The organism is Nocardia terpenica (assembly GCF_013186535.1).
GTDB lineage: Bacteria > Actinomycetota > Actinomycetes > Mycobacteriales > Mycobacteriaceae > Nocardia > Nocardia terpenica.
Genome location: NZ_JABMCZ010000001.1, coordinates 296,645 through 309,580 on the forward strand (window position 1 = coordinate 296,645; position 12,936 = coordinate 309,580).

Annotated in this window: 11 protein-coding genes; 8 read left to right on the top strand and 3 right to left on the bottom strand. The window is 69.0% G+C overall.

Annotation, left to right across the window (positions count from 1 at the left end):
• The first annotated feature begins 115 nt into the window (after positions 1-115).
• The 5 genes from HPY32_RS01495 (at position 116) to HPY32_RS01515 (ending at position 6,568) form a co-directional block, all read left to right on the top strand.
• Positions 116-1,621: a hypothetical protein gene (locus HPY32_RS01495; protein ID WP_067582377.1), complete on the top strand. Its 1,506-nt coding sequence runs from the start codon at positions 116-118 to the stop codon at positions 1,619-1,621.
• A gap of 61 nt (positions 1,622-1,682) precedes the next feature.
• The gene (locus tag HPY32_RS01500) at positions 1,683-2,522 is read left to right on the top strand and encodes a DUF72 domain-containing protein (RefSeq protein ID WP_067582380.1); all 840 of its coding nucleotides are present in this window, start codon (positions 1,683-1,685) and stop codon (positions 2,520-2,522) included.
• Positions 2,523-2,640: 118 nt separating this feature from the next.
• Positions 2,641-3,138 (top strand): MarR family winged helix-turn-helix transcriptional regulator, encoded by a 498-nt coding sequence (locus tag HPY32_RS01505; RefSeq protein ID WP_067582384.1) that lies wholly within the window; start codon positions 2,641-2,643, stop codon positions 3,136-3,138.
• Between the two features lie 9 nt (positions 3,139-3,147).
• Positions 3,148-5,718, top strand: coding sequence for an MFS transporter (locus HPY32_RS01510; RefSeq protein WP_067582387.1), 2,571 nt, complete (start codon positions 3,148-3,150; stop codon positions 5,716-5,718).
• A 31-nt stretch (positions 5,719-5,749) separates the two neighbouring features.
• Complete coding sequence (locus tag HPY32_RS01515) at positions 5,750-6,568, top strand: YceI family protein (RefSeq protein ID WP_067582390.1); 819 nt, start codon at positions 5,750-5,752, stop codon at positions 6,566-6,568.
• A 2-nt stretch (positions 6,569-6,570) separates the two neighbouring features.
• Here HPY32_RS01515 and HPY32_RS01520 read toward each other — a convergent pair whose 3' ends face one another.
• Positions 6,571-6,903, bottom strand: a complete 333-nt coding sequence (locus HPY32_RS01520; RefSeq protein WP_067582392.1) for a hypothetical protein — start codon at positions 6,901-6,903, stop codon at positions 6,571-6,573.
• A gap of 439 nt (positions 6,904-7,342) precedes the next feature.
• Here HPY32_RS01520 and HPY32_RS01525 point away from each other — a divergent pair, with 439 nt between their 5' ends.
• From HPY32_RS01525 to HPY32_RS01535, 3 genes are read left to right on the top strand one after another with little or no spacing between them, the layout of a single operon-like run.
• The gene (locus tag HPY32_RS01525; RefSeq protein ID WP_067582395.1) at positions 7,343-8,389 is read left to right on the top strand and encodes a helix-turn-helix domain-containing protein; all 1,047 of its coding nucleotides are present in this window, start codon (positions 7,343-7,345) and stop codon (positions 8,387-8,389) included.
• Complete coding sequence (locus HPY32_RS01530) at positions 8,386-9,816, top strand: aminotransferase class I/II-fold pyridoxal phosphate-dependent enzyme (protein WP_067582398.1); 1,431 nt, start codon at positions 8,386-8,388, stop codon at positions 9,814-9,816. Before HPY32_RS01525 ends, HPY32_RS01530 begins: the two co-directional genes overlap by 4 nt.
• Complete coding sequence (locus HPY32_RS01535; protein ID WP_067582401.1) at positions 9,813-10,811, top strand: Rossmann-fold NAD(P)-binding domain-containing protein; 999 nt, start codon at positions 9,813-9,815, stop codon at positions 10,809-10,811. Before HPY32_RS01530 ends, HPY32_RS01535 begins: the two co-directional genes overlap by 4 nt.
• On the opposite strand, the gene HPY32_RS01540 is transcribed toward HPY32_RS01535, so the two are convergent.
• Together HPY32_RS01540 and HPY32_RS01545 are read right to left on the bottom strand one after the other, a co-directional pair.
• Positions 10,778-12,166, bottom strand: coding sequence for an aspartate aminotransferase family protein (locus HPY32_RS01540; RefSeq protein ID WP_067585555.1), 1,389 nt, complete (start codon positions 12,164-12,166; stop codon positions 10,778-10,780). The two genes, HPY32_RS01535 and HPY32_RS01540, sit on opposite strands and share 34 nt — an antisense overlap.
• A 176-nt stretch (positions 12,167-12,342) precedes the next feature.
• Positions 12,343-12,828 (bottom strand): Lrp/AsnC family transcriptional regulator, encoded by a 486-nt coding sequence (locus HPY32_RS01545; protein ID WP_067582404.1) that lies wholly within the window; start codon positions 12,826-12,828, stop codon positions 12,343-12,345.
• Positions 12,829-12,936 lie beyond the last annotated feature (108 nt).

Consider the following 12,936-nt stretch of genomic DNA (forward strand, 5'->3'; position numbering starts at 1 on the left):
ACGGTTGTCCTGCGCATCGACGTGCTGCAAGACGGTGTTCTGTGGCAGACTCGGCACGCGTGATGCGGCCGCTCGACGACCGTAGGCCGAAGGTGATGCGGGAGTTGGGAATGCGATGGAGCTGAGTGCCATCGAGCGACGGGTCGCCGAGGATCGACGCGTCGCCGCGCAGGAGCGGACCGCCGAGGCCGAGCTGCGCCTGGCCGCCTCGCTGTACGAACTGGCCGAGGGGTTTCTGGCCACCAAGCAGGACGGTTCGGGGCGCGACCGGGCGCCGGCCGCGCTGGAACCGGCCCAGGAGGCGGTGCTGATCCGGCTGCGCTGGCTCACCGCCGGACACGTGAGCGCGCAGTTCGCCGGGCAGGTGCAGGAGGCGCTGCGGCTGTTCGAGCAGGCTGCGCGCACCATCGGGCACCGGGAGCTGGCCACCGCGACGATCCGGCAGGCGTGCGACGCGTACCACCATGTCGCGCAGCGCTATCCGCTGGCGGCCGGGGTGTGCGCCGACGGGCTGTCCAAGTGCGGCGTGTGGCTGTGCCGGTTGGATCCGAGTTCCGCGGTGGCCGCGAGTTCGGAGGCGGTGCGCATCCGGGCGGGGCTGTTCGCGGGCGATCCGGAACAGTCGACGCGCTACCTGGCGAGCCTGAACATGCTGCTGCGCACGCTGATGATCGGCCGCCCGCGCAAGCAGGCGCTGGCCATGTACCGCGAGCGCTACGCGGCGTGGACCTCGCCGGAGATGACGACCCGGCTGCGCGAGACCCGCGCCGAGGATCTGGACTTCACCGCGAAAACCCATGCGGCGCTGGCGAAGCTGGACTGCAAGACGCTCGAGCGCGCCGGGCGGCTGACCCAGCACCAGATCCTGTACCAGACCGAGGGCGACCTCAGCACGATCGAGGAGATCAACTGGAAGCTGGGCCTGGTCGGGCTGAAACCGCTGGCCGCCGGGGCGCTTCCGGACCTGCCGTCCAAACCGGTCGACATCACCGCCTCGTTCGGGACGCTGAGCGTGCGCTGCACCGCCCCCGACGCCCTCGAGCAGGTTCGCGACGCCGTGATCGCCGCGTATGCCGCCGACGGGGTGCGGGCGGTCGGCAGCGGCTTCTTCCGCGGCATGCATCAGCCGCTGTGGGAAATCCCCGAGCCGCAACTGAACACCTCCGCGCAGCTCGGCGACGACGTCGTCCTGATCGAACGCTCCGGCGGCAAATGGATCTCGGTGATGAGCCTGAACTGGGAGCTGACCCCCACCGGCAGCCATCCGCTGGCGCTGCGGCTGGCGCAGCAGTGGCCAGTGCTCGCGGTCAACACCACCGAGAACCTGGCCTACGAGCTGTGCTGGTACGTCGACGGCGCGGCTACCCAGTACGCCGCGCTCGGCCGCCCCGCCGGGCAGCCCGCCCTCGCCCATCCGCTGGCGCCCCTGGACTTCGCGACCTTGGCCGACTACGGCGCGGACTATGCGTCGGAAACCCAGGTGCGCGCGGCATTCGGCAATACCGCGATGTTCGCCAAGCTCACCCACCTGCCGTCGAGCGGCATCCGGCAGGCCGGGCAGTCGCGCCCGCTGGCCGAATACGGTGACCGAATCCTGTTCTTCCGCAAGGGCGCCGCCTGAGCCGAGCCAGTGGCGGTGCCTGGGCGTTTTTCCTGTCGTAGGCGTGCGTTAGCGTCGGAGGATGCAGTTGTCCGTGGGATGTGCGCAGTGGACGCACGCGGCCTGGCAGGAGCGGCAGCCGAATCCCCGCGAGCGACTACGCGGTTACGCCGACTGGTGCACCGCGGTCGAGGGCAACACCACCTTCTACGCCACCCCCGCCCGCGCCACGGTGCAGTCCTGGGCGCGGCAGACCCCGCCCGGCTTCCGCTTCGTGGTCAAGCTGCCGAAAACCATTACCCACGAACGCCGGATGCGCGGCGCCGAGGCCGAACTGCGGGAGTTCCTGGCGGCGGTGGAGCCGCTGGAGTCGCGGCTGCACGCGCTGTGGGTGCAGCTGCCCGCGTCGTTCGGGCCCACCGATCTCGGTGCGCTGGCGCGATTCCTGCGCGAATTGCCGCCCGAGTACCGGCACGCGGTGGAGGTGCGGCACCCGGCCTTCTTCGACGACCCGCGCGCCGCGGGGCAGCTCGAGCACGTGCTGTCGCGGGTCGGCGCGGAGTGGATTCCCTTCGATACCACAGTGCTTTTCGCGGCCCGGCCGACCAGTCCGGGTGAGCGCGAGGCGTGGGGCAAGAAGCCGCGCGTGCCGCGGCGCACCCGCGCGCTCACCGACTACCCGATCGTCCGCTACCACGGCCGCGACAACCTCGACGCCACCGTCGCGGGATGGAAACCGTGGCTCGCGACCGTCGTAAATTGGTTGCGCGAGGGCCGCTCGCCGACCATGTTCATCCATACGCCCGACAACGCCGAATCACTGGTGCTGGCCCGTCGCTTCCACGCCGAGGTGCGGGCCGAGCTACCGGAGCTCGAGCCGCTACCGGAGCCGGCGCCGACGACGCCGATGACCTTGTTCTGAGCGGTTGCCGGGTCGAGGCCCGGAATTCGGGAATGTTGCGGGCCGTCTGTATAGTTGGCATAGGCAACTAGTTGTAGTTGCTAAACAAGTCTTCGGGTACGGGGAAAAGGTGATCGGAATGACCGTTGCGGGCATCGACCGAACCGTGTCCACCGGCGCGCTCGACGATGCCGACCGGCTCGGTGCACAGCTGATCCGATTCATGCGTGCGATCAACCGGGCCAAGACGCAACTGGCCAAGCACGGACCGGATGGTCTGGAGAAGCTGGCCTACGCCGTGCTGTTCTGCCTGGTACACGACGGGCCGCAGCGCACCGGCAAGCTAGCCGAACAGTTGCATGCCGAAATCTCCACCATCAGCAGGCAGTCGCGCACCCTGGTGGAGCACGGCCTGGTCGAACGCCGGGCCGATCCGATCGACGGCCGCGCCTGCGTGCTCGCCGCGACCGCCGAGGGCGAACGGGTCTTCGAGGAGAACCGGCGCCTGCGCAATCTCTGGATGGCCGAGATGCTGGCCGACTGGCCGGACACCGACCGTTCCACGCTGATCGCCCTGCTCGATCGCCTCAACAGCAGCATCGAGTCCACCCCACCCCGACAAGTCGAACCGAGTTAGGCCCATACCATGACGAAATCGATCACCGAGGCACCGGTGGCACAGCCGGAACGGGAGGCAGGTGCGGGTGCGCCACTGTCGCATCGGCAGATTCTGACCATCCTGTCCGGCCTGCTGCTGGGGATGTTCCTGGCCGCCCTGGACCAGAACATCGTGACCGTCGCGATCGTGCGGATCGCCAACAGCTTGCACGGCTTCGACCAGCAGGCATGGGCGACCACCGCGTACCTGATCACCGCCACCATCAGCACGCCGCTGTACGGCAAGCTCGCCGACATCTACGGGCGGAAACCGTTCTATCTCACCGCGATCGCCCTCTTCGTCGTCGGTTCGGCCGCGTGCACCGCGGCCACCTCGATGTACGAGCTGGCCGGGTTCCGCGCCTTCCAGGGCCTGGGCGCCGGCGGCCTGATGTCGTTGGCGTTCACCATCATCGGCGATATCGTGCCGGCGCGGGAGCGGGTCCGCTACCAGGGCTACTTCATGATGGTGTTCGGCACCTCCACGGTGCTCGGGCCGGTGCTGGGCGGCTGGTTGTCCGGCTACGACCACCTGGGCGGCATCGAGGGCTGGCGCTGGGTGTTCCTGGTGAACGTGCCGATCGGCGTGGTCGCGCTGGCCGTGGTCGCCAAGGTGCTCAATGTGCCGCACCAGCGCCAGAACCATCGCGTGGACTGGTATGGGGCGCTGGCGCTCACGCTGTGCGTGGTGCCGCTGCTGATCGTCGCCGAACAGGGCCGCAGCTGGGGCTGGGGCTCGAACAGGGCCATCATCTGCTACGCCGTCGGCGCGGTCGGGCTGCTGCTGTTCGTCGCCGTGGAATATCTGATGAAAGACGCCGCGCTGATTCCGCTGCGGCTGTTCAAGAGCTCGACGTTCTCGATCACCATTCTGGGCGGCTTCATCGTCGGTATCGCGATGTTCGGCGCGCTGTCGATGGTTCCGCTGTATCTGCAAGTGGTGCGCGGGTTCTCGCCCACCAAGTCGGGTCTGCTGATGCTGCCGCTGGTGGCGGGCATCATGATCGGCTCGCAGCTCGCCGGGCAGATCACCCGGTTCACCGGCCGCTACAAATTCCTGCCGGTGGTCGGCACGGCCGTGATCGCCGCCGGCTCGGCGCTGTACGCGCAGGTGCATTTCGACAGCCCGCTGTGGCAGCCGCTGGTGTACAGCGGCGTGATCGGCTTCGGTCTCGGTGGCTGCATGCAGACGCTGATCATCGCGGCCCAGAACGCCGGTCCCCGTTCGGATATGGGCGTGTCCACCGCGTCGGCCACCTTCTTCCGGCAGATGGGCGGCACGCTGGGTGTCGCGGTCTTCCTGACGATCCTGTTCAACCTGCTGCCGCATCGGATCGTCGACGCCTTCGGCGGTCAGCTGCCGCCGGGCTTCGACGCCGGCAAGCTGAGCCAGCTGCAGTCCAACACCAGCGGCATCGCGGCGCTGCCGACGCAGGTGCGCGAGCCCATCCTGGTCGGCTTCACCAACTCGCTGCACGGCGTGTTCTACGCCGCGGCGGGCGTGGCGGTGCTGGCCTGCCTCGTGCTGCTGTTCATGAAGGAGATTCCGCTGCAGGACGGTTCGCAACCACCGGCCGAGGCCGCCGCGGAACCGACGCCCGAGGAGAAGTGGACCGAGGAGCAGATGTGGGAGGGCGCCGCGCAGGCGCTCACCGAGCCGGAACCGGTGCTCGCGGGCGTGGGACGGCACGCGGTATCCGAACTCAACGGCAGCGCGGAACCCGCGCGGGCCATGGCGGTCTCGCAGCTGGCGGTGGTCGACTCCGCGGCCGGGTTCGCCGCGCCCGACGACGGGTACCACACCGTCGGCGGGCGCATTCACCGCGAGGACGGCCATGCCGTGCCGGGCGCCGCGCTCACGCTGATCGACCAGCGCGGACACCAGGTTTCGCGGGCGACCGGCGGCACCGACGGCAGCTATCGCATCGGCACGCCGGGGTCGGGCAGCTTCGTGCTGATCGTGTCGGCGAGCGGGCATCAGCCGGCGGCGGTGAACGTGCTGGTCGGCGACCGGCCACAGACGCTGGACCTGACCCTGCTGGGCTCGGGCGAGCTGTCGGGCGTGGTGCGGTCGGCCGCGCACGGCGACCCGCTGGCCGGTGCCACCGTCACGCTCACCGATCCGCGCGGCGAGGTGGTCGGTGCCGCGGTCACCGCCGCCGACGGCAGCTACGTGTGCCACGGCGTGGTGTCGGGCACCTACACGCTGGTCGCGGTGGCCGACCACATGCGGCCCAGCGCAACGACATTGGTCGTGCCCGACAGCGGGCTGCTGCACTACGACATCGAGCTGGCGGCGATGGCGGTGCTGGCCGGATCGGCCTGGGCCGACGGCCGCATCGTGCCGGACGCGCAGGTGTCGGTGCTGGACGCCGACGGTGAACTGGTCGCCTCCGCCCGCACCGACGAGCAGGGACACTACGTCGTGAGCGATCTGCCCGCGGGGGACTACACCGTGGTGGCGCGCGGGTATCCGCCGGTGAGCAGCCGGGTCACCGTGTCGGGCGGGGAGGTCGAGCACGACGTGCGGCTCGGGTACGAGGAGTCGGCCTCGTCGTGATCGGCGCGGCGCTAGCGAAACAGGTAGTCCAATGAGTGGTTTGACGGCACGTATTCACACCGCGGAGGGCTGGCCGGTACCGGAGGCCGTGCTGACGGTGACCGACCTGAGCGGGCGGCAGCTGGCCCGGGCGGGCGCCGATGCGACGGGCGCGGCCGATACCGGGCCGCTGCCGCCGGGCACGCACACCGCGGTGGTGACCGCGCCCGGTTTCCGGCCGATGGCGCAGGTGGTGCGGATCGCGGCCGACGGGTCGGGGCGGCTGGGCGAGGTCACGCTGGCCCCCGAGGCGGGCGTGATCGACCTGCCGCCCGCGGGGCCGTGGACCATCGACCCGATTCACTCCACGGTGGTGGCGACCGCGCGCCACCTCGGAATCGCCAGCGTGAAGGCGCGATTCGAGGTGGGCGGGCGGCTCGTCGTCGCCGACGGTTTCGAGCGGTCGACGGGCGTCGCGGAGATCAAGGCGGCCAGCATCGACACCGGGATCGGGATGCGCGACGACCATCTGCGCTCGGCCGACTTCCTCGATGTCGAGCGGTATCCGGTGATCACCTTCACCGGCAACGGATTTCGCCGCACCGGCGCCGACACCTGGGTGATGGCGGGCGAACTCACCCTGCACGGGCAGGTCCGCCCGATCGAGCTGGATGTCACCTACGGCGGCGTCGGGCCCGATCCGTGGGGCGGGGTGCGGGCCGCCTTCCACGCCGAAACCCTGCTGCGCCGTAGTGATTTCGCCATCGATTACAACGCGATGGTGCGCGCGGGGGTGGCCGCGGTGGGGACGACGGTGAAGATCGATCTGGATATCGAAGTGGTGCGGGGGGATCAGTTGCCGCAGTTCTAGGTTCAGTGGGCCGGGACGAGTTGGCCGTCGGGGTCGTGGGACGGCTCGTCGCGGTCGGCTATGCGGGTGTAGAGGCGGATCAGGGCCCGTTCCACGTCGATGCCGAGTTCGGTGGCGCGCAGGGCGGCCAGTTCGAAGGCCAGGCGGTTGTCCACCAGGCGGGGATCGCTGAGGGTCTCGTCGAGCACCATGCCGCTGAGCGCCTGCTCGCGGGTCAGTGGGAGTTCCGGCAACCAGCTGAGTGTCCAGTAGCCGCCGGTCGCGGTCGGTAGGTACTGTGCGAATTCGGGAGTGACGTCGCTGGTGATCAACCAGGCGGTGCTGTCGAGTGCCATGAGTGTTGCTCTCGGTGAGTGGGTACTTCTGCGCCTCGTCGGTCGTTCACTCCGCCCGATGCGCTCTGTAGAGCGAGTGGCTATGTCTAAATGCTATGTAGCGCCTCATCGGGCTGTCAACTAAGCATTGCCGATATCTTGTGCCGCTCTTACGACTTGAATGATTTTATTTAGTCCTGTTTGACACATATTGTCGAGATTGTGTGCCGAATGTGGTGTATGTGCTTGCGGATGGTGTTGCAGCGCAGCGGATTCGGCAGATTTTCCGGCATGATCGGTGCCTTGTGCGGTCGTCGAAGGGGGAGTAGAAGGAGATGGGGAGCAGGGTTCCGGCGTGGCGATCCCGCCGAGCCACTCCGAATGACACAGTGTGATTAGGATTCCGCACGGTGACACCGGCTGTGCAGGAATGGATCCAGGAGATGAGGGGAGGCGCGGCATGGCAGGCTCGACGCCCGACGGCGAGCGGATCGGGGACCTCGTCCGCCGGCTTCGCATAGAGCGTGGCTATACGCAGGCGGCACTCGCGAAAAAGGCGGATTGCTCGCGCAGCCTCATCCAGCAGATCGAGAACGGCACCCGGGTTCCGCCGCTGCCGCTGCGCGAGCGCCTGAGCGCGGCGCTGGGCGAGGAGCTGCCCACCGCCGCCGTCGCCGACCCGGCCGCCGAGGTCAGCCACTACGACCTGCGCATGCGGTTCAATATCCTGCTCGGGAAGGATCCGCGGATCGTGGAGCGGGTGCTCGCCATCGCGCAGAGCGTGATCGACGCGGCGTCGGCCCGCGAGGAGATCGACCCGCTGCGTCAGATCGCCGATCGCCAGCTCGAGCGCGCCGAGGAGATCCTCGCGCAGATTCCGTCGCGCAGCGCCACGGTGTGGGAGTGGAACACGGTCATCGACTGGCTCACCATTCTCGAGCAGGCCCAGCGTTCGGTGCGCGCCATCCACACCGCCGATCTGGGCACCATCGGCGGCGACGTCGGCGACGACTACCACGCCATGATCATCCGGCTCGCCGACGACGTCCACGAGCCGAAGGTCGACGTGCGCCGCATGTATGTGCTCGACCGCATCGAGGACGCCTGGTCCTACGACGAGAAGCTGTGGCGGCAGTCGCGATCCGGGGTGGAGAACGTGCTGGTCAAGCGCGAGCATGCGCGCAATGCGCAGAGCATGCTGGTGGTGGACGACCGGTACGTGTGCGTCGGGGAGTACGACTACTCGCGGCAGACCCGGGTCGCCACGCGCTTCTCGGCGCTGCGGCACGACGTGTCGTTCGCGGTGCGCCGCTTCGAGCGGCTGTACGAGCTGCGGCAGATGGGGTCGGCCATCGTGGTCAACGACTTGCTCGCGGATCCGTCGCTGGCCGAGCTCCGGGCGCTCGCCGAGGGCGATACCCGCGCCCGGTTCCGGGCGGCGTTGACGCGCGCCTGGAACGAGCTGCCCGCGCCCGGGCAGGCGCCGTGGGAGGTCGAGCGGCCGTGAGCTGCGGTTCGGTCGTCGAACGATCCGAGCTGACCGCGTTGACGCGGCGGTCCGAGGCGCGTAAACGCCTGGTGCGGCGCCATCTTCGGCTGCTCGGCGGGGATTTCGCGGGTATCGCCGGGCGGCGATACGAGGGGCTGCTCGACGTTTATCACGGCGAGACCGGGTTACGGATCGACCCGGCCGCGGCGGCGGCGCTGGAACGGGCGTGGCGGGAGATCCTGCGCGCCGACCCGCCGCCGGACTATCCGGCGGGCGCGGCCTACGACAAGTGGCAGCCGCTGGTCCTGCGCGAACTGGCCGCCGAGCGGATGTTCGACCGGTTCTTCGCGCCCGCCGCCGGGGTGCCGGGGGTGCGGGTGCGCGCGGATGAGGTTGTGGTGTGCCCGTATTCGAGCACGGTGCTCTTGGAGGAGGCGGTCGCGACGCTGGCGCGCCCCGGCGGTGTGATCGTATGCCCCGAGGGCTTCTACAAGAGCGCGAGCATTCACGTCGAGAAGTGCGGGGCGCGCATCGTGACCTGCCCGGCCACCGTCGACGACGCGTTCGCCATCGATCCGGAGTCGCTGGCGCGCTGCCTGGCCGAGCATCGGGCGCGCGGCGACCTGTGCGGGGTGCTGCTGACGCTGCCCGGTAATCCGGTGGTGGCGCACTACTCCCGGCGTCAGATGGCGGCCATCGCCCGGGTGCTGGCCGCGGCCGAGGTGCCGATCATCTGCGATATGGCCTTCGATCGGATGCTCGCCGCGCACATTCCGATCGCCGCGATGGCGGCCGACACCGCGCGCGGGCCGGTCCGGCTGTACGACCGGGTGCTGACCATCACCGGTAATTCGAAGGGGTACAACGCCGTCGGGCCGTGCAAGTTCGGGGCCGCGTGCACCGGCGACGCCGAATGGCTGGCCCGCATCCGGGAGCGGCTGACCGTCAGCTTCCAGCGCGAGAGCACCCACCTGGTGCGCGTGCTGCTGGAGAACACCCCCCGCACCTACTTCCGGCACAACCGGAAGATCATGCGCGAACAGCTCGATCGCGCCCTGGATCTGCTAGCGGGCATCAACCACCGCGCGGGCGCGAAACTGCTGCGGCCGTTGGGAAGTGCACAGGGCATGTTCCTCACGGTGTTACTCGATCCGGACCTGCTGGTGGCGGCCGGAGTGGGCAGCGGCGCCGAGCTGGAGGACCTGCTCCTGGCCGGGGCGGGCATCGATAGCGTGGCGCTGGATCGCACCGGGTCCTCGCGGCTCGGTGTGCGCCTGAATGTGCTGGCGCCGCGCAAGGCCCCGGGGTACGAGGACCGGGGGTTGCTCGAGGAGCTGTTCGATCGGCTGGACGAGCTGTTACGGGAGTTGGTTTCGGGGCGGGGCTATGCGGAGATTTTAGCCGCGCGGGGGCTGATGCCGCTGAATTCGAGTGTGGCGCAATGATTGTCGGGGTGCTGCGGGAGACCGGGGTGAACGAGTCGCGGGTGGCGTTGGTTCCGGCCGATGCGCGTCGGTTGCGGAGCGCGGGGTGGACGGTCGTGGTCGAGCGCAATGCCGGTGGGGCGGTGGGGTTTACCGACGCGTCGTATGTTCGCGCGGGGGCTGTCGTAGTCGGCGATGCCGCCGCGGTCGTGGCGCGGGCCGATGTGGTGCTGTGGGTGAAACCTCCTCGGTACGACCTGGATTCGATGCCGCTGCGGCCGGGGCAGATCCTGGTCGGCTTCCATGATCCGGTGCATCGCGGCGCGGAGCTCGCGCGCCTGTCCGCCCGGGGCGTGGTGTGTTTCGCCTACGAGCTCGCACCGCGCGACAGCGAGATCGACGCCCTCTCGGCCATGAGCCGGGTCGCGGGCGACGTCGCGTACCGGGCGGGGCGGGACCTGCTGGCCGACGACGTCCGGGAACGCCCGGTCCGCTCCCTCGTACTCGGTTGCGGCCCGGCCGGATTGGCGGCCGTCACCGCCGCGGTGGCACACGGCGACGAACCACCGACGGTCGTCGGCACCCGATCCGCGCAGGAAGAATCGGCGATCCGACACGGCGCCAAGCGCTTTCGCGCCTATCCGACCCACGCGAGCACGGCAATCCGCGACCTCATCGCCGCCGAGAAGTTCGACCTGGTCGTCTGCGCCGCAGCCCGCCGCGGCGAGCCCGCACCCGTCCTGATCGATTCCGCCGCCCTGGACGCCCTCGGCGCGGGCGGCGTAGTCGTCGACCTGGTCGCCAAGGCGGGCGGCAATTGCACCGCCACCCTCCCCGACCGAACCGTCCACCTACCCAACGGCGTCACGATCACCCACCGCTCCAACTACCCCTCCGACCGAGCCCACGAGGCCAGCCACGCCTACAGCACCGCCACCGCGGCAACCGTCCTGCGCCTGGGGCCGGAAGGATGGGGCAGGGGTCAGAGATGGGACAGGGCGGTGGTCAGGGCGTAGCGGATTGCCTGTTCCATTTCGTCGAATTGGGATTGGTCGCAGATCAGGGGCGGGGCCAGTTGGATTACCGGTTCGGCGCGGTCGTCGGCGCGGCAGTGTAGGCCCGCTTCGAAGAGCTTTTCCGAGACTATGCCCTTGAGGATGTGGGTGGCTTCGGCGTCGGTGAACTTTTCCTTGGTTGCCTTGTCCTTCACCAGTTCTACCGCGTAGAAGTAGCCGGTGCCGCGGACGTCGCCGACGATCGGCAGGTCGTACAGCTTTTCCAGGGTGGCGCGGAACGCGGCCTCGTTTCGGCGGACGTGGTCGTAGAGGCCCTCGTTCTCCACGATGTCGAGGTTGGCCATGGCGACCGCGCACGACACCGGATGGCCGCCGTAGGTGGAGCCGTGCAGGAAGGTCTGGCCGTTGCGGAACGGCTCGAAGATGCGGTCGCTGACCATGACCGCGCCCAGCGGCGAATAGCCGGAGGTGAGGCCCTTGGCGGTGGTGATGATATCGGGCTGGTAGCCGAATTTCTTTGCGCCGAAATCGTATCCGAGGCGGCCGAAGGCACAGATCACCTCGTCGGAGACCAGCAGCACGTCGTGTCGGTCGCAGATCTCGCGCACCCGCTGGAAGTAGCCGGGCGGCGGCACGAAACAGCCGCCGGTGTTCTGCACCGGCTCCAGGAACACCGCGGCCACGGTGTCGGCGCCCTCGAAGAGAATGGCCTCCTCGATGCGGTCGGCGGCCCAGCGGCCGTACGCCTCGTAGTCGTCGACGTGCTCGGTGGCGCGGTAGAAGTTGGTGTGCGGCACCCGCATCGTGGACGGCACCAGCGGCTCGAAATCGGCCTTGGCGCCGGGGATTCCGGTGATCGACAGCGCGCCCATCGAGGTGCCGTGATACGCCAGCGAGCGGCTGATCACCTTGTGCTTGGTGGGGCGGCCGGTGGCCTTGAAATACTGCCGGATCAGCTTCCACGCGGTCTCGACCGATTCGCCGCCGCTGACGGTGAAGAACACCCGGTTCAGGTCGCCGGGCGCGGCGTGGGCCAGTCGCTCGGCCAGCTCCAGCGCGGTCGGATGCGCGTAGCCCCACAGCGGGAAGTACGCCAACTCGCGGGTCTGGCGGGCCGCGGCCTCGGCCAGCTCCTCGCGCCCGTGACCGACCTGCACGGCGAACAGGCCCGCGAGCCCGTCGAGGTAGCGCTTGCCGTGCGAATCCCACACGTAGGCGCCGTCGCCGCGGACGATGACCGGGACATCGTCGCCGGTGATGCCGGTGTGCGGGGTGAAATGCATGAACAGGTGATCGCGGACGATCCGCCCGGCATCCTGGGTACTGAGATGTCGGGCGTCGGTAGTCGCAGTCAAGACGAGCTCCTCGCAGCGGGGATGGAAAGGACGGCCCGGGCAGTAGCCGCAGGGCGCCGACATGTCGGTTATCCCATACCGAGGGCGAGCGCGCAACTAAATCAGTTGCGTCGATGGGTCACGACTATCGAAAAATCGAGCCTTTCGGTGATCTAGCTACGGATTTCGTTGTCCGCTCAGCGGGTGCTCCACTGGTAGGTCTGCTTGCGCAGCTTGAGGTACATCATGATCTCGGCGCGTCGCACGCCCGGCAGCGTCCGCAGCCGGGTAGAGACCAGATCCAGCAGCGCCTCGTCGTCGGAGCACACCGCCTCGCACAGCACGTCGTAGCGGCCCGCGCACTCGACGACGTAGGTGATGTCGTCCATGGCGGCGAGCGCGTCGGAGACCGGGCGCAGCGGTCCGTCGACGGTGATCGCGACCATCGCCTGCCGAAAAAGCCCGACCTGCAACGGATCCGAGACCGCGACGATCTGGATGACGCCCGCGTCGGAGAGCCGCTGCACGCGCTGGCGCACCGCCGCCTCGGACAGGCCGACGGCCTTGCCGATGGTCGCGTACGGCCGCCGCCCGTCCTGCTGCAACTGGGCGATGATGCGCTTGGAGATGTCGTCCAGCGCCGGCGCCTGCCGGTGGGAATCGTGATCGGTCACGCTCGGCATCCTGCCCCGAAGAGGGGGTGCGGACAATGGCCGGGGCGGGTCGTGTCGGGGTGATCGGGGCTGACGGCAGGGGGTGGGGCAACGAAATCCGTTGTTTTTCGGGATTGA

Excerpts from the sequence above, each read along its gene's own strand:
- HPY32_RS01495 (WP_067582377.1), top strand. The coding sequence starts at position 116 with ATGGAGCTGAGTGCCATCGAGCGACGGGTCGCCGAGGATCGACGCGTC.
- HPY32_RS01500 (WP_067582380.1), top strand. The coding sequence starts at position 1,683 with ATGCAGTTGTCCGTGGGATGTGCGCAGTGGACGCACGCGGCCTGGCAG.
- HPY32_RS01505 (WP_067582384.1), top strand. The coding sequence starts at position 2,641 with ATGACCGTTGCGGGCATCGACCGAACCGTGTCCACCGGCGCGCTCGAC.
- HPY32_RS01510 (WP_067582387.1), top strand. The coding sequence starts at position 3,148 with ATGACGAAATCGATCACCGAGGCACCGGTGGCACAGCCGGAACGGGAG.
- HPY32_RS01515 (WP_067582390.1), top strand. The coding sequence starts at position 5,750 with ATGAGTGGTTTGACGGCACGTATTCACACCGCGGAGGGCTGGCCGGTA.
- HPY32_RS01520 (WP_067582392.1), bottom strand. The coding sequence starts at position 6,903 with ATGGCACTCGACAGCACCGCCTGGTTGATCACCAGCGACGTCACTCCC.
- HPY32_RS01525 (WP_067582395.1), top strand. The coding sequence starts at position 7,343 with ATGGCAGGCTCGACGCCCGACGGCGAGCGGATCGGGGACCTCGTCCGC.
- HPY32_RS01535 (WP_067582401.1), top strand. The coding sequence starts at position 9,813 with ATGATTGTCGGGGTGCTGCGGGAGACCGGGGTGAACGAGTCGCGGGTG.
- HPY32_RS01545 (WP_067582404.1), bottom strand. The coding sequence starts at position 12,828 with ATGCCGAGCGTGACCGATCACGATTCCCACCGGCAGGCGCCGGCGCTG.